This window comes from Micromonospora rubida (assembly GCF_009908295.1).
Taxonomy (GTDB): domain Bacteria; phylum Actinomycetota; class Actinomycetes; order Mycobacteriales; family Micromonosporaceae; genus Micromonospora; species Micromonospora rubida.
This window is the reverse complement of sequence record NZ_JAAALO010000011.1, coordinates 35,031-53,278: the sequence shown is the minus strand read 5'-3', so window position 1 is coordinate 53,278 and position 18,248 is coordinate 35,031. Positions and strand designations below refer to the sequence as shown.

The following is an 18,248-nucleotide window of genomic DNA, read 5'->3' as shown; positions in this document are numbered from 1 at the left end:
ACCGAACGCGCGGCCCACCTCGCCACCGCCCACGGCGAGCACCGCCATCACGACAACGACGGCACCGGCTTCGGGTCCACCGCCGTCGAACTCGCCCGCGCCCTGACCGCCATGCGCCTCGGCGACCACCACCGGGCCGTCACCACCCACCAACGGGCCACCAGCGGCGACACCTGGCACCGGCTCCCCGCCGAACACCGCGCCGCCCACCTCATCGACATCACCCACGCCCACCTCGACCTCGGCGACCCCCACGCCGCCGGCCGCGCCCTCATCACCGCCGACACCATCGCCCCCGCCGAAACCCGCACCCGCCCCGCCGCCCACACCGCACTCACCGCCGTGCTCCGCGCCGGCCCCATCGCCGCCGACGTGGCCCGCCTCGCCGCCACCATCGGCCTGACCCGGCGATAACCACACCGGAGGGTCAGGCTTCGGCGGCCCAGTCGACGGCCAGGGGCAGCCCGACGAACGCCGCGTACGCCTCCAGCGCCGCGTCGACCCGGGCCCGGGTGGCGGCGTCGAGGTCGACCAGCGGGCGCACCGCGACCTTCACCTTCGTCTTGGTCAGCGTCCGCTTCCAGGTGCCGGCCACCCGGCCGCCGCGCACCACCGTGGACTGGAAGACCCCGTTGGCGCCGGGGATGATCGCCTGCTTGTGCGCCGCGTCGAGCATCAGCGCCCGGTCCTTGTAGCCCAGCAGGTATTCGTCGAAGCCGGGCAGGGTGTGCACGTCGTCGACCGGCTCCCGGGGCGCGTCGAGCAGGGCCGGGTCGACCACCGCCTCGACCCCGTCGACCGTCACGGTGGTCAGTGCCGGCCCGGCGGCGGCGATGCCCCGCTTGGCGTCGGCGGCGGTCAGGCCCGTCCAGCCGGCGAAGTCCTGCCGGGTGGTGGGGCCGTGGCTGCGGAAGTAGCGCAGCGCCAGGATGCCCAGCGCCTCGTCGCGGTCGGGGCGGTGCGGGTCGGGCACCCACTCGTCGAGCAGGGCGAAGGTCTGCTCGGTGCCGACGTGCGGGGCGATGCAGGTGACGCCGCGCTGGGCCGCGTACCAGAGCAGGTGGTAGCCGCGCTGCCCGGTGGCCTCGACGCCGGCCGCGTTGAGCGTGCCCAGGCATTCCGAGCGGGTCATCCGGACGCCGCCGGCCAGCGCCTCGCCGAGCACGTCGGCGGCCCGGTCTACGTCTTCCAGGCTGAGACCGAGCAACGCCCGCCGGGGGCCGGCGGCGGCCAGGATGCGCGCCCCGGTCACCTCCAGCATCCAGCGGGCGTCCCGGGACGGCACCAGGTGCACGGTGCCGCGCATCGGCCAGGTGCGCAGCGCCTCCCGACGCTCCAGCGCCGCCTGTACGTCGGCCTGTGTCCAGCCGGGCAGCCGCAGCCCGAGCGACCACATGCCGCTCGCCACGTCCTGCGCCTGCATCGCGCCGAACCACTCGACCACGCCGGCCACGTCGGTGGGGCGGGCGGTGGGATGGGGGCGCAGCAGCAGGCTGGCCGTCCGCAGCGCGAGCGCCTCCGCGCCGGTCAGCTCCGCCTTTCCGGCCGGTGCCGCCGTCCGTGTCCTCGCGCCGCTCGTTGCCACGTGGTCAGCCGCCTTCCGTCCGGGTCGACGGACAGCATAGGACCGGGCACCGACACCCGCCGGGCCCCGCGCCCGGCCAGCCGGCCGTCGGCGGTGGTGACCAGCCCGGCCGCTGGAGCGGGTGGTACGCGGTGAGCCGGGGGCGTGCCCGGATGGCCGCTCCCGTGTCGGCCCGGTTAGGGTGGGTTCGTGCTCCGTCAGGTCACCGGAATCCGGTATGTCACCCCACTGCGCGAGGGCGGCTCGCTGCCCGGTGTGGTCGAGGCCGACGACCTCGGCACGTACGTGGCGAAGTTCCGGGGCGCGGGGCAGGGGCCGAAGGCGCTGGTCGCCGAGGTGATCTGCGCCGAGCTGGCCCGCCGGCTCGGGCTGGCGGTGCCCCGGCTGGTCGTTCTCGACATCGACCCGGTGATCGGCCGGGCCGAGCCCGACCAGGAGGTGCAGGAGCTGCTGCGCGGCAGCGGGGGGCCGAACCTCGGGATGGACTTCCTGCCCGGCGCGCTCGGCTACGACCCGGTGGCGCACCTGGTCGACCCGACGCTGGCGTCCCGGGTGCTGTGGTTCGACGCGTTCACCGAGAACGTCGACCGGAGCTGGCGCAACCCCAACCTGCTGATCTGGCACCGCGAGCTGTGGCTGATCGACCACGGGGCCTGCCTGTACTTCCACCACAACTGGCCGCGCGCCGAAAAGGCGGTGCACCGGGCGTACCGGGCCGACGACCACGTGCTGGCCCCGTACGCGAGCCGGCTGGCCGAGGCCGACGCGGACCTGGCGCCCCGGGTCACCCCCGGGCTGCTGGCCGAGGTGCTGGCCCTGGTCCCCGACGCCTGGCTGGCCGGGCTGGACTTCGACTCCGCCGACGCGGCCCGCGCCGCGTACGTCGACCACCTCACCCGCCGGGTCGCGCGCACCGCCGATTGGCTGCCCCAGGGGAGCGCCGCGTGAGAGAGCCCTTCGAGTACGCGATGATCCGGCTGGTGCCCCGGGTCGAGCGCGGCGAGCAGATCAACGTCGGGGTGATCCTGTACTGCCAGGGGCGGGACTTCCTCGCCGCGCGTACCCACCTGGACGCCGACCGGGTCCGGGCCCTCGCGCCGGACGTGGACCTGGCCGAGGTCGCGACGGCGCTAAGCTCCTGGGACCGGACGTGTGCCGGGGACGGGCCGTCGGGGCGGATGAAGCACGGGGAGCGGTTCCGCTGGCTCGCCGCGCCGCGCAGCACGATGATCCAGACCAGCCCGGTGCACACCGGGCTGACCGCCGACCCGGCGGCGGAACTGGACCGGCTGCTGGACGCCCTGGTCCGCTGACCGCGCCCCGCGCGGACCCGGCCGGAGGTGGTTCCGCGGCGACGGCCCCCGTCCAGCGCGGGCTTGACCCCGACCCGGTCGGAGTGGGCGGCGGTCCCCCCTGATCGCGCTACGCCGGTCTGTCGCCGGCGGAGCGCGATCCCCCGTTCAGGTCGCCCGGCGCGGGGCGACGGCCCCCTGGCCGCCGGCGCCGGTCCGCTCAGGATGGCGCTCGCCGGGTCCGCCCGGGCCCGCCGACCGTGGAACTTGCGCAAATCTTGAGCGGACGATCACTGTCGGTCACCTTTCGGCGTGGCTGCGGCCCATGCCGCTGCCGGGCTCGATGATGTCGACGCCGGGGTGAGCTGGCGCAGGTGCAACGCGACCTGTTCGCCGCACGGATGGCGGTGGTCTCCGAGAGCCTGGCCGGGGCCTCGGTCTGCCCGTCCTAAGCTATGTCCCCTCTCGCGTGGATGCCCCGGGTCGCTGCTACGCCGCCCCAGGCCGCCCCGCACACCGGGCAGTCGGGTGGCGGCCCGACGATTGCGGCCCGGATCCGGTCGGGGACCTGTCCTTCGGCCCCTATGGAGCTGCCCCGTCCATGCGCCCGCTCCATCGGTAGCACAAACGGGGCAGCTCCACAGGGGCCGAACGAGGGTAGGCCGCCCCGGCACGGGTCCGATGATGTCGGCAGCGCGCGCATCCCCGGGGCCTGCCGAGCCCGACTTTCACGACTTCGCCGGGGCCGGGGTAGGGCCGGCCGGCGACGGTCAGAGCTGGCGGTGCATGACGAGCAGGTCGACGTACCCCCGGCTCGGATGCCGGAAGCCCTCGGGGATCCGGCCGACCACCGCGAAGCCGAGGGACCGCCACAGCGCCACCGCCCGCTCGTTGCTGGCCACCACCGCGTTGAACTGCATCGCCCGGTAGCCCTCGGCCCGGGCCAGGTCCAGCACGTGCGCGCCCAGCGCCCGGCCCACCCCGCGCCCGGCGGCGGCCGGGGAGACCATGAAGCTCGCGTTGGCCACGTGGTCGCCGGGGCCGAGCTGGTTGGGGGCCAGCTTCGCCGTCCCCAGCACCGTCCCGTCGGCGGCGTCGTCGACGGCGACGACCGCGCGGGCCGGCGGGCCGGGCAGCCACAGCCGCCGGGCGGTCGCCTCGTCGACGTCCCGGGGCCAGGTGTACGTCTCACCGGCGGCCACGATCCGGCGCAGGAACGGCCAGATCCCGGGCCAGTCGGCGGCGGTGGCCTCCCTGATCAGCATGCGTCGAGCATGCCAGCGCGCGGCCCGGCGGCGGCACCGACCCGGGGTTTGCGGTCGCGGGGAACGGGTAGGCGCCGGAGCTGACCTGAACCGAGGAGAGGAACATCTGATGGACGGCCAGATCAAGGTCGCGGTGATCTACTACAGCGCGACCGGCATCACATACCAGATGGCGGTCGCGGCTGCCGAGGCCGCCGGGGAGGCCGGTGCGGAGGTCCGCCTGCGCAAGGTGCGTGAGCTGGCGCCGGACGAGGCGATCCGCTCCAACTCGGGGTGGCAGGCGCACCGCCTGGAGACCCAGGAGGTCATGGAGGCCGAGCCCGACGACCTGTCCTGGGCCGACGTGGTGATCTTCGGCTCGCCGACCCGGTACGGCATGATCGCCGCGCAGCTCAAGCAGTTCATCGACACCACCGGGCCGCTGTGGGCGAACGGGGCGCTGGCGGACAAGGCGTACGCCGCGTTCACCTCGACGGCGACCACGCACGGCGGGCAGGAGTCCACGCTGCTGTCGCTGTTCACGACCTTCTACCACTGGGGCGGTGTCGTGGTCACCCCCGGCTACACCGACCCGAGCCAGTTCATCGCCGGCAACCCGTACGGTGCCTCGCACACCAGCAACAACGGCGAGGTGGCCCCGGACGCCGTGGCGCTCGGCGCGACGGCGCTGACCGCGAAGCGGGCGGTGCGGATCGGCGCGGCGCTGAAGAAGGGCCTGGCCGCCGGCTGACCCCTCGTTCGGCGCCGCCGGCTGACGCCTCCCGTTCGGCGACCGGTGGCCGGACGGGGCTCTCGTACCCGCTTCCGGCCACCGGTCGCCGGCGTCCCTACCCCCGGTCGGCGAACTTCGTGCGCCGACCGGCCGGCGTCGGGTGCGCGCGGCCGGGCATGGTACGTGGGCGGAAGCGGGCCGTTCGCGAGGCATGGGCGGCGACACAGCGGGGATGCGGCGGGACGGATCGACGCGACGAATGCGAGGTGTGGGATGACCGCGTCAAACGAGCCGGCCCGGGGTGCCGGATCCACCGGCCGCCAGCCGTCGCCGGCCGGCGGCCGGGCCAAGACCAGCGCCGCGGCGACCTTCGCCCTGGTGTTCGGGGTCGCCGGGCTGCTCAGCGTGCTGACCGCCATCCTGGCCTCGGTCGGTCTGCTGCTCGGCGTGATCGGGGTGATCCTCGGCATCGTCGGGTTGAAGATGGCGGCCCGGCCCGGGGTGACCGGACGCGGCGTGGCGATCGGCGGGCTGGTGCTCAGCGCCCTCGCGGTGCTGCTCGGGCTCGCCCTGGCGGCCGGGATCAGCACGTTCGTCAACAACGAGAAGGCCGTCGACCGGGTGGAAAAGCGGGTCAACGACCTGCGCGACAAGCTGAACGACTGACCGGCCGGCGGGATCCCACCGACCACCGCGAAGCGGACGGGGCTCTCGGCCCGCCCACGCCGCCGGTCGTCGGGTCACTACCCCCGTTGCGTCGGCCCATGCCCCAGCCCGGCCGGCGAGCGGCCCGACGGCACCGATAGCAGGTGGGCGAGCACGTCGGCCAGGACCGCGAGCCCGTCGCGGCTGAGCACCGACTCGGGGTGGAACTGCACCCCGGCGAAGCCGGGCCCGCGCAGCGCGTGCACCGCGCGGTCGTCCGGGTCGCGGGACAGCTCCACCGCCCCGTACGGGGTGGCCACCCGGTCGGCGTCGGCGAGGGCGGTGAAGGTGGAGTAGAACCCGACCCGCCGGCTGGCTCCGAAGACCATCACGTCCCGCTGCAACCCCTGGTAGGGCGCGTCCCGCCGGTGCAGCGGCAGGCCGAGCAGCCCGGCCAGGAGTTGGTGGCTCAGGCACACCGCCAGGGTGGGGGCGGCGGCGGCGAGCCGCCCGGCGAGCAGTCCGCGCAGGGCGGCCATCTTCGGCTGCTCCACCGCCCGGGGGTCGCCCGGGCCGGGCCCGGCCACCACCAGGTCGTACCCGGCGGTGGGGCCGGCGGCGTGCCACGGGGTCAGCTCGACGGCCAGCCCGAGGGCGCGTAGCTGGTGGGCGAGCATGCCGGTGAAGGTGTCCTCGCCGTCCACGATCAGCGCCCGGCGGCCGGTCAGCCCGGGCAGCGCCACTGCCCCCGTGGGCCGCTGATCCAGCCAGAACCGGGCCAGCGGGGCGTTGCGGGCGGCCAGCGCCGCCCGTACCTCCGGGTCGTCGGCGAGCCGCTCGACCGGGCCGGGACCCGGGTCGGGGGCGTCGGGGCGCAGGCCGAGGGCGGCCAGCACCCCGGCGGCCTTGGCGTGGGTCTCGGCCACCTCGCCGGAGGGCGTGGAGTGACGCACCAGGGTCGCCCCGACCGGCACCCGCAGCTCGCCGGCGGGGGAGATCTCGGCGGTCCGGATCAGGATCGGCGCGTCCAGGGTCTGCCGGCCGGCGTCGTCGCGGCCCAGCAGGGCCAGCACCCCGGCGTAGTAGCGCCGCCCGGTCGTCTCGTGCCGGGCGATCACCCGGCAGGCGTTCTCCATCGGGCTGCCGGTGACGGTGGGGGCGAACATCGTCTCCCGCAGCACGTCCCGCACGTCCAGGCGGCCCCGCCCGGCTAGCAGGTACTCGGTGTGCGCCAGGTGGGACATCTCCTTGAGGTACGGGCCGACGACCTGCCCGCCGCGCTCGGCGACGCGGGCCATCATCTTCAGCTCCTCGTCGAGCACCATGTACAGCTCGTCGACCTCCTTCGGGTCGGTGAGGAAGCGCAGCAGCGCCGCCCGGTCCGCCGTCCCGCCGTGCCGGAAGGTGCCGCTGATCGGGTTCATCATGACCAGCCCGTCGTCGACGCTGACGTGCCGCTCCGGGCTGGCCCCGACCAGGATCCGCGTCCCGGTGTGCACCACGAACGTCCAGTACGCGCCGCGCTCGCGCAGCAGCAACCGGCGCAGCGCGGCCAGGGCGGCGACCAGCGGGGAGCCCTGCACGGCGGCCCGCAGGGTGCGGTGGATGACGAAGTTCGCCCCCTCGCCCCGGCCGATCTCCTCGGCGAGCACCCGGGCGACGATGTCGGCGTACTCGGCATCGGCGATGTCGAACCCGGCGTCGGCGGTGGCCACCGGGGCGTCGGGCAGGGCGGCGAGCGCGTCGGCCAGGGGCAACCGGGCGTGCCCGGCGATCTCCAGGCACTCCAGCGGGGTGCCGTCGTCCACGCAGTCGAACCCGCGCTCGGTGACCTGCCGGTAGGGCACCAGCGCCAGGGTGCGGGGGCCGGGCGGCCCGTCGGGCAGCGGGACGTCGGCGAGCCGGTCGACGGGGCGTACCGTGCCGGTGAAAAGCTCAAGATGGTCGGCGCCCTCGCGGCGCACGAGCGCGAAGGGGCCGGGGTCGACGCCGCGGGCGACGGCGGCGAGCAGGTCGTGCGGGCTGGTCATCGGGGTTTCTCCTGGTGGCCGGGCGTCGCCGTCGGGGCGGCCCTGGGCCGGGGGAGAGAACCGGCGACCGCCTTGTCGGGCGGCCGCGTGGGAAGCTACGCGCGGGGGTGGGCCGCCGGGTCGGCGGGCCACCAGCAGGTCGGGTGCGCGGGCATGCGATCACCCTACGCGCGCCGCCGCCCGCCCGGAACCCGATCCCGGGGTACGGGACCAGCCGGCGGTCACCTGCGGTGACGCGGACCGGCGGGCCGCCACGCCGGCCGGCGGGTACGGTGATCGACGATGGACATCCTCGCCCTCGACCTGGGCACCTCCTCGGTGCGGGGCCTCGTGCTGGACACCGGCGCGACCCCGCGGCCCGGCGCCCTCGCCCGCCGCAAGGTGCGCCTTACCGTCGACGACGACGGCGCCGGCACCCTGGACGGCCCCACCTACCTGGCCTGCCTCGCCGAGTGCCTGGACGAGCTGGCCGCCGGCGGTCACCTGCCCGACGTCGGGCTGGTCGCCGTCTCCGCCCAGTGGCACTCGGTGTTGCCGGTGGACCGGGCCGGCGAGCCGCTCGGCCCGGTGCTCACCTGGCTGGACACCCGCCCGGAGCCCCCGGCCGGCGCGACCGGCCCGGCAGACGAGGCCGCCTACCACCGGCGCACCGGCACCTGGTGGCACCGCTGCTACTGGTCGGTCCGGCTGCCCTGGCTGCGGGAGCGCACCTCGACCCCGCCGGCCCGCTTCGTCGGCCTGGCCGAGTTCGTGCTCGGCGCACTGCTCGACGCGGCCCCGATGTCGGTGTCCGAGGCCTCCGGCACCGGGCTGCTCGACCTGGGCACGCTGACCTGGGACGCCGAGGCGTGCGAGCTGGCCGGCGCGGGCCCGGGGGAGCTGCCCGAGCTGGCCCCCGACGGCTGGCGGGGCCGGCTGCGGCGGGAGCACGCCCGCCGCTGGCCGCAGCTCGCCGACGCGGCCTGGGCCGCGCCGGTGGGGGACGGGGCAGCCTCGAACGTCGGCTCCGGCGCGGTGGGCCCCGGCCGGGCGGCGGTGACCGTCGGCACGTCCGCGGCCGTCCGGCTGGTCCAGGCCGTGCCGGCCGGCACGGAGCCGCCGCCGCTGCCCGCCGGGCTGTGGCGGTACCGGGTCGACTACGACCACGTGGTCACCGGGGCGGCCTACTCCAGCGGGGGCAACCTGTTCGCCTGGGCCGGGCGGGAGCTGCGGCTGCCCGAGGGCGCCGAGCTGGACGCCGCGCTGGCCCGGATCGCCCCGGGCGGCGGGGTGTCGGCCAACCCGCGCTTCGGCGGCGACCGGCCGCCCGGGCACGCCCCGGCCGGCGCCGGCGAGCTGCGCGGGCTGAGCCTCGACACCGGCGCGGTCGACATCCTCGCCGGACTGATGTCCGGGATCTGCCGGCTGGTCGCCGCCGACCTGACCGAGCTGGAGTCCACCGTGGACGGGCCGGTCGAGGTGGTGCTGGGCGGCGGCGCGCTGGCCGCGTCCGGGTGGTGGCGGGAGTCGTTCGCGGCCGTCCTGGCGCCCCGCCGGGTGCGCTACCGGCCCGACCCGGAGATCGGCGCGACCGGCGCGGCCCGGGTGGCGCTGGGCCGGCTGGACGAGCCGGTGGCGCTTCGCGACATCGGCCGGACGGATGAGGCACCCTCGCCGACCCCGTCAGGTCCGCGCGGCCCTCGGTATCCTTCCTGATCTTCTGTTCAGGTGAGCCCGTTGACAGCGCGGGCCTGCCTGGTTGGATGGACCCCGCTCCCCGATGCGGCGGACGCGAGGGCCTAGGAGGCATGTGTGGGCGTAGGTCCCGATCCGGCCGACAGTGGGGTGTCCAACCACAGTCGGCGCCGGTTCGACGTCCGCGTGGTGCCGCACCGCCGCCGCTCGCCGTTCCGACTGCGGGACTGGCGGATGGGGACCAAGCTCGTCACGGTGCTCGTCATCCCCTCGGTGGCGTTCCTGGTGCTGGCCGGGGTGCAGACCCGGGGGCTGGTCGGGCAGACCACCGTGCTGAGCGACTTCGCCCGGCAGGTCGACATCGGCCGGGAGATCACCGCCGCGGTGCACCAGCTCCAGCAGGAACGCGACCGCACCGCCGGTGAGCTGGCCGAACTGCGCCGGGTCGGCGGCCGGGCCGACCGGGACGCCGCGATCGCCGCCCTGCGGCCGTTGCACGCCGCCAGCGACGCCGCCGTGCGGGAGCTGCGGCGGGCGGCCGGCCCGCTGGCCGACGCCGACGCCGCCTGGCAGGTCGCCTACTCGCAGGCGCTGGAGGCGTACGACCAGGTGGTCTACATCCGGGCGACCGTGCCCCCGGCGGTGCTGGCCAGCGACACCATCCTCGGCAACTACCACCGGGCGATCGACGCGCTGCTGACCCTGCTCGCCCAGCCGTCGCCGGGGGACGGCCAGCGGGTGCTCAACGACAGCGTGCTGCGCTACGTCCAGCTCGCCCGGGTCAAGGAGCTGTCCTCCCGGGTCCGCGCCGAGCTCTACGCCGCCGCCCGCGCCGGCCGGTACGGAGTGGCGGATCAGGTCGAGCTGACCGACCTGCGGGCCCAGCAGCTCACCGCCCTCGGCGCGTTCCGGGTGGCCGCCACCGCCGACCAGATCCGCCGGTACGACGCGGCGTCGGCGGAGCCGGACCTCGCCGCCGCCACGAAGCTGGAGGAGCAGAGCCTGCCCAGCGGCGGCGCCACGCCCCTGGTGCTGGACGCGTCGCAGTGGTGGGCGGCCAGCGGGCTGCGCCAGGATCGGCTGCGACAGCTGGAGGTCGGCGTCCTCGGCGACGCGGTGATCCGGGCCGATGACGCCAGATCCGGGCAGTTGCGGACCACCCTGCTGGTGGTCGGCGGGATCGGCACGGTGCTGCTGGTCGCCCTGCTGATCTCGGTGCTGGTCGGGCGGTCCGTCGCCCGCTCGATGCGGTTGCTTCGCGGCCAGGCGCTGCGGATCGCCCAGATCGACCTGCCCGAAGCCCTGGACCAGCTGCGGCAGGTCAACAGCGGGGTGTCCGACATCGAGGTGCCGCCGGCGGTGGTTCGCTCGCTGGACGAGATCGGCGAGCTGGCCGAGGCGTTCGTCGCGGTGCACCGCAGCGCGGTCAGCGTCGCGGTGGAGCAGGCGACCATGCGTCGCAACGTCAACCTGATGTTCGTCAACCTGGCCCGGCGCAGCCAGGTGCTGGTGGAGCGGCAGCTCGAACTCCTCGACGGCCTGGAACGCGACGAGAGCGACCCGGACCAGTTGGAGAACCTGTTCCGGCTCGACCACCTCGCCGCCCGGTTGCGGCGCAACGACGAGAGCCTGTTGGTGCTCGCCGGCAGCGAGTCGACCCGGCGGTGGAACCGTCCGGTGAGCCTCGCCGCCGTGCTGCTGGCCGCGAGCGCCGAGATCGAGCACTACCAGCGGGTACACCGCGCGCATGTGGCAGACCTGCACGTCGTCGGGCACGTCATCGGCGACCTGGTGCACCTGTTCGCCGAGCTGCTGGAGAACGCCACCGCGTTCTCCCGGCCGGACACCGTCGTGCTGGTCGCCGCCCGCCCAGAGGGCCTCGGCGCCCTGGTGGAGCTGACCGACCGGGGGCTGGGGATGAGCCCGGCCGCGCTGGCCGAGGCGAACGAGGTGCTGGCGTCCCCGCCGGCCGCCGACGTCGCGGCGTCCGAGCGGATGGGCCTGTTCGTGGTGAGTCACCTGGCCGCCCGGCACGCGGTGCAGGTGCGCCTGCACCCCCGCGAGGACGGCCTGGTGGCCCTGGTCCGGATCCCGGCGGCCCTGCTCACCGCCGCCCCGCCGGTCCAGCTCGAACCGCCGCCGTCGCGGCGGATGCTGACCACCCCGCTGGCCTCGACGGACCGCCCGGGCGGGGCCGTTGCCGCGCGGAACGGCGCCCCGGGGTCCGTGCGGGCCAGCTTCGCCGTTGCCGGCCCGTCGGGGCTCGCCGGGTCCGCAGGGCCGGGCGGCACCGTCGCGGGCCGGGCCGGCGACGGCGGCCCGGCGGCCCCGGGCGAGCTACCGGTGGCCGGCCGCCGGCCGCGCCGCACCGCGCCGCGGCAGTCCCGGCCGGTGCCGGTGCGGGCGGATGACGTGCTTGCCCCGGCCGCCGGGGTGCCCACGGACGGCGGGGGCGGCTGGTGGTCGCGGGAGGGCCCGACCCCGGGCGTCGCCCCGGCGGCCCCGGCGCCCCCGGCGGTCCCGGTCACCGGGGGCACCAACGAGCGGGGCCTGCCGGTGCGGGTGCCGATGGCGCAGCTGTCCGCCGTGACGCGGTCCGCCCGGCCACAGGAGCCAGCTCCACGGCACGACCCGGACCCGGAAGCCGTCGGCGGCATGCTGTCCCGGCTTTACAGCGGGGTGCGGCGGGCGGAGGCTGAGGAGACCACCGAGATCATCTTGCCGCCGGCTGGCGGGAGCACCGAAGGGGGACAACAGTGATGACGTTGAGCCAGGAGGCCCGGGACCTGAGCTGGCTGGTGAGCGGGTTCGCGCAGCGGGTGCCGGGTGTGGCGCACGCGATCGTGGTCTCGTCCGACGGGCTGCTGGTGGCGATCTCCGACCACCTGCCCCGCGACAACGCCGACAAGCTCGCCGCAGTCACCTCGGGCCTGATGAGCATCGCCGCCGGGGCGGCGCAGATGTTCGACGACGACATCGTCAAGCAGACGGTGGTGGAGATGGGCCGCGGGTACTTCCTGGTGATGCAGGTCCGCGACGGCTCGATCCTGGCCACCCTGGCGGCCGGGGACGCAGACATCGGCGTGGTCGGCTACGAAATGGCCCGGCTGGCCAAGCAGACCGGCGAGATGCTCACCCCGGCGCTGCGGGCCGAACTCCAGCAGGCGCTGCCCCGCTGACCCTGTCGTCCCGGCCCCGCCCGACGGGGCCGGGACGACCCGACCACCGGACGCCCCCCGGGCGGGCGCGGCCGTGCCGCGCCCGCCCGGGGGGCTCGCCGTCGGACTACAGGCCGTTGGCTCGGATCACCTCGCGGTACCAGTGCGCGCTGCGCTTGGGCACCCGGCGCTGGGTGGGGTAGTCCACGTAGATCAGGCCCCAGCGCTGGTCGTACCCCTCGGCCCACTCGAAGTTGTCGAGCAGCGACCAGACGTGGTAGCTCTCCAGCGGCACCCCGTCGGAGACGGCCCGGTGCGCGGCGGCGATGTGGTCGCGCAGGAAGCTGATCCGCCCGGCGTCGTCGACCGTGCCGTCGGGGGAGAGCGTGTCCGCCTGCGGCAGGCCGTTCTCGGTGACGGTCAGCGGGACCGGGCCGTAGTCGCGGGTGACCCGGGTCAGGATGTCGTACATGCCGTCCGGGTAGATCTGCTGCCAGTCCGCCTGCGAGGTGGGCCAGCGCGTGACCGTCGCGCCGTCGCCCGTGACGTAGTACGGCGTGTAGTACTGCACCGCGAGCAGGTCGATCGGCGAGGAGATGATCTCCAGGTCGCCGTCGGCGACGCCCCGGGCCAGCCGGCTGTCGGCGCCGAGGTCGTCGAGCACGTCGGCCGGGTAGCTGCCCTTGAGGATCGAGTCGAGGTAGAGGCGGTTCTCGTACCCGTCGTAGAGGCGCGCGGCGCGGGCGGCCTCGGGGCTGTCGTCGGCGGGGTAGCAGGGGTGCAGGTTGAGCGCGGGGCCGATCCGGCCGGCGCTGCCGGTGGCGCGCAGCGCCCGCACGGCCAGCCCGTGGGCGAGCTGGAGGTGGTGGGCGACCAGGTACGCCGCCTGCGGGTCCTGGAAGCCGGGAGCGTGGTGGCCGGTCAGGTAGCCGTTCTGCACCACGGTCTTCGGCTCGTTGATGGTCAGCCAGACCGGCACCTGGTCGCCGAGGCCCCGGAAGACCGCCTCGGCGTACTCGGCGAACCGGTACGCGGTGTCCCGGTTCTCCCAGCCGCCGGCGTCCTGCAACGCCTGCGGGAGGTCCCAGTGGAACAGGGTGGCCATCGGCGAGATGCCCCGCTCGTGCAGCCCGTCGACCAGCCGGCGGTAGAAGTCGAGGCCGCGCTGGTTGACCGCGCCGGCGCCGTCGGCCTGGATGCGCGGCCAGGAGATGGAGAACCGGTAGCTGCGCAGCCCCAGGTCGCGCATCAGGTCGAGGTCGTCGGCGTAGCGGTGGTAGTGGTCGGCGGCCACGTCGCCGGTGTCGCCGTTGCGGGTGCGGCCGGGGGTGCGGCTGAAGGTGTCCCAGACGGACTCGCCCCGGCCGTCCTCCTTGGCGGCGCCCTCGACCTGGTACGCCGAGGTGGCCGCGCCCCAGCCGAAGCCGGTCGGGAAGCGCAGCGCGCCCCGGGGCCGGTCGGTCGGGTCGGTGTCGGGGTCCGCCCCGGTTCCGCAGCTGGTGGCCAGACCGCCGGTGGCCGCGAGGGCGCCGGCGCGCGGGCCGGCATCGGTGGTTCCGGCGGTGGCGGAAAGTGCGGCGCGGCTGAGCAGCCGCCGCCGGGTGAGCATCGACATGGAGCCTTCTCCTTGGGGTGGGTGCCCGCCGCAACCGGCCGGGAGCGCTCCCAGCATAGGGCAGGCGGGGGCGGCCGACCGCGATCATGCCGGGTCGGCTCTGCTGTGCGGAATGGTTCGGCGCGCGGCCGGTTGCGCGGACGCGCAGGTGAGGCGCTGCCGGGCGGCGGTCGAGGGCACGCGGGCGCAGCCGGCGTGCCGATAGCGAACGAGGCCGGCGGGGCGGCGTGGCACGCCTGGCCCGTCGGCCTCTTTTCCCATCGTGGCAGGAGGTTTAGTGTGGGGACGGGGGAGGGCAACCCCCGTCCCCACCTTCGATGCAAACACGCACGAGTGGAATTGGCGTCCTGCCGTGCGTGTCGCGCGGGAGCCGGGCCACGCGAGTGGCTCTGGTTCCACCTCCCTCCATTGCCGGTGGGTGGTGGCTGGCGGCGGCGTCCGGGCTGGCCCGCCGTCAGCCTTCGGGCAGTGTCCCGGGAGCGTCGCGGGAGCGACGATCCCGGTCGACATCTTCTATGGATCTCCATCGATGGAAGCGCTCCCATCGGATGATGCAGCGACTGTAACGCCCGTCACGGGTTTGTGAAAGACCCAAAATGAGATCGAAACATCTACCTGCTTCTTTTGGGCGGCTCCTTGTCGTGGGAGCGCTTCCATGCCAGACTGTCGGCCTACCGCGACGAGGAGCCAGCTCGCGTGAGCGCGGGTCGCCGAGGGCATCCGGTTTCCGGACGGCACCCGAGAGGGACGGACGGCCGCTGTCTGCCAGCGCCGACGCTCCCGTCCCGAACCCGGCCGGGCCGGATCGACCACCATCCCGAGCACCTCCGTCCCCCCGTGCCACGCGCATGTGGAGGCGCTCCCGCCGGGGCCCCGCGCCCCGGCCTGGTCCGAGGAGACACCGCGCACATGAGACTCATGGCAAGACGTCGCCGGACGGCGATGCTCGCCGCCGCCACGTTGGCCGTCGGCGGGGTCGCCCTGCCGGCCGGCGCCGCGCAGGCCGCCCCGGCCTGCGACGTGGTCTACGCCACCAACGACTGGGGCAGCGGCTTCACCGCCAACGTCACCATCAAGAACCTGGGCGACGCCATCAACGGCTGGGCGCTCAAGTGGACGTTCCCCAACAGCAGCCAGCGGGTGACCCAGGGCTGGTCGGCGAAGTACAGCCAGACCGGCAGCGAGGTGACCGCGACCAACGAGTCGTACAACGGCAGCCTCGGCACCGGGGCGTCGACCACCATCGGCTTCAACGGCAGCTACTCCGGCAGCAACCCGAAGCCCACCGCGTTCACCCTCAACGGTGTCACCTGCAACGGCACCCCCGCCAACCAGCCGCCGACGGTGTCCCTCGGCGTGCCGGCCGGCCCGTTCGAGGCCCCGGCGGACGTGCCGCTGACCGCCACCGCCAGCGACCCGGACGGGACGATCAGCAAGGTCGAGTTCTACCGCAACGGCCTGCTGGTCAACACCGACACCACCGCCCCGTACGGCTACACCCTGGAGGACCTGCCGGCCGGCAGCTACACCGTCCAGGCCAAGGCCTACGACAACGCCAACGGCGTCGCCGTCGACGAGAAGGCGTTCACCGTCACCGCTGCCTCCGGCCCGAAGCTGGTGGCCACCCCGTCCGCGGTCAGCGTGAACGAGGGCGGCACCGCCACGTTCAACCTCAAGCTCAGCGCGGCGCCGACGGCCAACGTGCCGGTGACGCTCGCCCGCACCGGCGACGCCGACATCACCGTCACGCCGGCCTCGGTCACCCTGACGCCCGCCAACTGGAACACCGGCGTCACCGTCACCGTGGCCGCGGCGCAGGACGCCGACACCGTCGGGGGCACCGCCACCATCACCGCCTCCGGCACCGGCGTCGCGCCCCTGGCCGTCACCGCCACGGAGATCGACGACGACACCCCCGGCGGGGACAACACCTACATCAAGCGCTTCCTCGACCAGTACGGCAAGATCAAGAACTCGGGCTACTTCAGCGCCGAGGGCGTGCCCTACCACTCGATCGAGACGCTGATCGTCGAGGCGCCCGACCACGGCCACGAGACCACGTCCGAGGCGTTCAGCTTCTGGCTGTGGCTGGAGGCCCAGTACGGCCGGGTCACCCAGAACTGGGCCCCGTTCAACAACTCCTGGACGGTGATGGAGAAGTACATCATCCCGTCGCACGCCGACCAGGCGACCGCCGGCGCCGCGGGCACCCCGCAGTACGCCGCGGAGTGGCCGCTGCCCAACCAGTACCCGTCGCAGCTCCAGCCGAACATCCCGGTCGGTGCGGACCCGCTGCGCTCGGAGCTGCAGAGCACCTACGGCACCGGCGACATCTACGGCATGCACTGGCTGCTGGACGTCGACAACACCTACGGCTACGGCCGCTGCGGCGACGGCACCACCAGGCCGGCGTACATCAACACCTTCCAGCGGGGCACCCAGGAGTCGGTGTGGGAGACCGTGCCGCAGCCGTCCTGCGACACGTTCAAGCACGGTGGCCAGTACGGCTACCTCGACCTGTTCGTCAAGGAGGCCAACGCCCCCGCCAAGCAGTGGAAGTACACCAACGCCCCCGACGCGGACGCCCGCGCCGTGCAGGCCGCGTACTGGGCCCTGACCTGGGCCAAGGCGCAGGGCAAGCAGGCCGACGTCGCCGCCACCGTGGCGAAGGCCGCGAAGATGGGTGACTACCTGCGGTACGCGATGTTCGACAAGTACTTCAAGAAGATCGGCAACTGCGTCGGCGCCAGCGCCTGCCCGGCCGGCACCGGCAAGGACTCGGCGCACTACCTGATGTCCTGGTACTACGCCTGGGGCGGCGCGTACGAGGCAAACCAGAACTGGTCGTGGCGGATCGGCTCCAGCCACAACCACTTCGGCTACCAGAACCCGTTCGCGGCCTGGGCGCTGACCAACGTCGCCGAACTCAAGCCGCAGTCCCCGACCGCCGTCGCGGACTGGCAGAAGAGCCTCGACCGGCAGCTGGAGTTCTACACCTGGCTCCAGTCCGCCGAGGGTGGCATCGCCGGCGGCGCCACCAACAGCTGGGACGGCAACTACGGCACCCCGCCGGCCGGCACCGCCACCTTCTACGGCATGTTCTACGACGTCGACCCGGTCTACAACGACCCGCCGTCGAACCAGTGGTTCGGCATGCAGGCGTGGTCGATGCAGCGGATCGCCGAGCTGTACCTGCAGACCGGCAACACCAAGGCCAAGGCCCTGCTGGACAAGTGGGTGCCGTGGGCGATCGCCAACACCACGGTGGGCGCCAACTGGTCGATCCCGTCGGACATGAAGTGGACCGGCCAGCCGACCAACTGGAACCCGGCCAGCCCGCAGCCCAACACCAACCTGCACGTCGAGGTCACCGTCAAGGGCCAGGACGTCGGCGTCGCCGCGGCGTACGCCCGGACCCTGATCGCGTACGCCGCGAAGTCCGGCAACGCGGCGGCCAAGACCACCGCCAAGGGCCTGCTCGACGCGCTGTACGCGGCCAGCGACGCCAAGGGCGTCTCGATGCCGGAGAAGCGCGGCGACTACAAGCGCTTCGACGACGTCTACAACGCCGCCGACGGCCAGGGTCTCTACGTCCCGCCGGGCTGGACCGGGAAGATGCCCAACGGCGACGCCATCGCCGCCGGTAAGAGCTTCCTGGACATCCGGTCGTTCTACAAGAACGACCCCGACTGGCCAAAGGTGCAGGCGTACCTGAACGGCGGCGCGGAGCCGACGTTCAACTACCACCGGTTCTGGGCCCAGGCCGACGTCGCCATGGCGTACGCCGACTACGGGAACCTGTTCCCGAACGGGTGATCCAGATCCTCCGGGTGGGCGGCGCGGCCCGCCCACCCGGAGCCCGGCCGGCCAGGGGGAACCACGAGGCCGGTCGGCGGGCGGCCTGACTCCCACGGTCAGGCCGGGACGGGCCGGCCGTACGGTCGACGCAGCGAACGGGCCGGCCCGCCCCACCGCCCGAAACCGAACTTGCCGCGAAAAGGCGCCGGAAAAAGGGGCCGTCGAGGGATCACGTGACGGTCGTCGACGGAGTAACGTACGTCACCGGAGAGGCCGCTCCCCCCGTGGCGGCCTCTCCCTTTACGTCCGGCCCCGACCTTGGCCGCCGAGCAGGTCCGCGAGCGCCTCCGGCCGGTCGGCGGGTCGCGGATCGCGGGTGGACGGCCCTCCGGGCCCGGACGTGGCGGTCACCGGCAACCTCCTGTCGGTCCGCCCCAAAGTCGGCGGGCCACCGGGAGGAGCTCCCGGGCGTGC

The 18,248-nt window shown here is 74.5% G+C and carries 12 protein-coding genes; 8 read left to right on the top strand and 4 right to left on the bottom strand.

All coding sequences use genetic code 11. The annotated features are described in order from the left end of the window. Positions 1-427 precede the first annotated feature (427 nt). Entirely contained in the window at positions 428-1,585 is a 1,158-nt protein-coding gene (locus tag GVV04_RS28330) for a winged helix DNA-binding domain-containing protein (RefSeq protein WP_328822622.1), read from the bottom strand. Between the two features lie 189 nt (positions 1,586-1,774). Between GVV04_RS28330 and GVV04_RS28325 the strand changes: the two genes are divergently transcribed. Both GVV04_RS28325 and GVV04_RS28320 read left to right on the top strand, forming a co-directional pair. Next, a complete protein-coding gene (locus tag GVV04_RS28325) occupies positions 1,775-2,533 on the top strand; it encodes a HipA family kinase (protein ID WP_161692060.1) in 759 nt (252 codons plus the stop codon). Beyond that, the gene (locus tag GVV04_RS28320; protein WP_328822621.1) at positions 2,530-2,898 is read left to right on the top strand and encodes a DUF3037 domain-containing protein; all 369 of its coding nucleotides are present in this window, start codon (positions 2,530-2,532) and stop codon (positions 2,896-2,898) included. Before GVV04_RS28325 ends, GVV04_RS28320 begins: the two co-directional genes overlap by 4 nt. Before the next feature lie 749 nt (positions 2,899-3,647). Here the strand turns inward: GVV04_RS28320 and GVV04_RS28315 are convergent. Next, on the bottom strand, positions 3,648-4,142 hold the full coding sequence (locus GVV04_RS28315; protein ID WP_161692059.1) for a GNAT family N-acetyltransferase: 495 nt from the start codon (positions 4,140-4,142) through the stop codon (positions 3,648-3,650). Positions 4,143-4,251: 109 nt separating this feature from the next. Between GVV04_RS28315 and wrbA the strand changes: the two genes are divergently transcribed. Together wrbA and GVV04_RS28305 are read left to right on the top strand one after the other, a co-directional pair. Next, positions 4,252-4,872 carry an NAD(P)H:quinone oxidoreductase gene (wrbA, locus tag GVV04_RS28310; protein ID WP_161692058.1) on the top strand — a complete coding sequence of 207 codons (621 nt, stop codon included), beginning with the start codon at positions 4,252-4,254 and terminating at the stop codon, positions 4,870-4,872. 255 nt (positions 4,873-5,127) lie between these two features. Beyond that, the gene (locus tag GVV04_RS28305) at positions 5,128-5,520 is read left to right on the top strand and encodes a DUF4190 domain-containing protein (RefSeq protein WP_161692057.1); all 393 of its coding nucleotides are present in this window, start codon (positions 5,128-5,130) and stop codon (positions 5,518-5,520) included. Positions 5,521-5,597: 77 nt separating this feature from the next. Here the strand turns inward: GVV04_RS28305 and GVV04_RS28300 are convergent, their stop codons facing one another. Beyond that, a complete protein-coding gene (locus GVV04_RS28300; protein WP_161692056.1) occupies positions 5,598-7,529 on the bottom strand; it encodes a chorismate-binding protein in 1,932 nt (643 codons plus the stop codon). Between the two features lie 282 nt (positions 7,530-7,811). Between GVV04_RS28300 and GVV04_RS28295 the strand changes: the two genes are divergently transcribed. The 3 genes from GVV04_RS28295 to GVV04_RS28285 all read left to right on the top strand — a co-directional run bounded on the left by GVV04_RS28295 (position 7,812) and on the right by GVV04_RS28285 (position 12,382). Continuing rightward, entirely contained in the window at positions 7,812-9,224 is a 1,413-nt protein-coding gene (locus GVV04_RS28295) for an FGGY family carbohydrate kinase (RefSeq protein ID WP_161692055.1), read from the top strand. A 96-nt stretch (positions 9,225-9,320) separates the two neighbouring features. Next, on the top strand, positions 9,321-11,963 hold the full coding sequence (locus tag GVV04_RS28290; protein WP_161692054.1) for a nitrate- and nitrite sensing domain-containing protein: 2,643 nt from the start codon (positions 9,321-9,323) through the stop codon (positions 11,961-11,963). After that, positions 11,963-12,382: a roadblock/LC7 domain-containing protein gene (locus GVV04_RS28285; protein WP_268926370.1), complete on the top strand. Its 420-nt coding sequence runs from the start codon at positions 11,963-11,965 to the stop codon at positions 12,380-12,382. The genes GVV04_RS28290 and GVV04_RS28285 overlap by 1 nt, the downstream gene beginning before the upstream one ends. Positions 12,383-12,488: 106 nt before the next feature. Here GVV04_RS28285 and GVV04_RS28280 read toward each other — a convergent pair whose 3' ends face one another. After that, complete coding sequence (locus tag GVV04_RS28280; protein WP_161692052.1) at positions 12,489-13,976, bottom strand: GH1 family beta-glucosidase; 1,488 nt, start codon at positions 13,974-13,976, stop codon at positions 12,489-12,491. A gap of 918 nt (positions 13,977-14,894) precedes the next feature. On the opposite strand from GVV04_RS28280, the gene GVV04_RS28275 reads away from it, so the two are divergent. Beyond that, positions 14,895-17,792: a glycoside hydrolase family 48 protein gene (locus GVV04_RS28275; RefSeq protein WP_201754312.1), complete on the top strand. Its 2,898-nt coding sequence runs from the start codon at positions 14,895-14,897 to the stop codon at positions 17,790-17,792. Positions 17,793-18,248 lie beyond the last annotated feature (456 nt).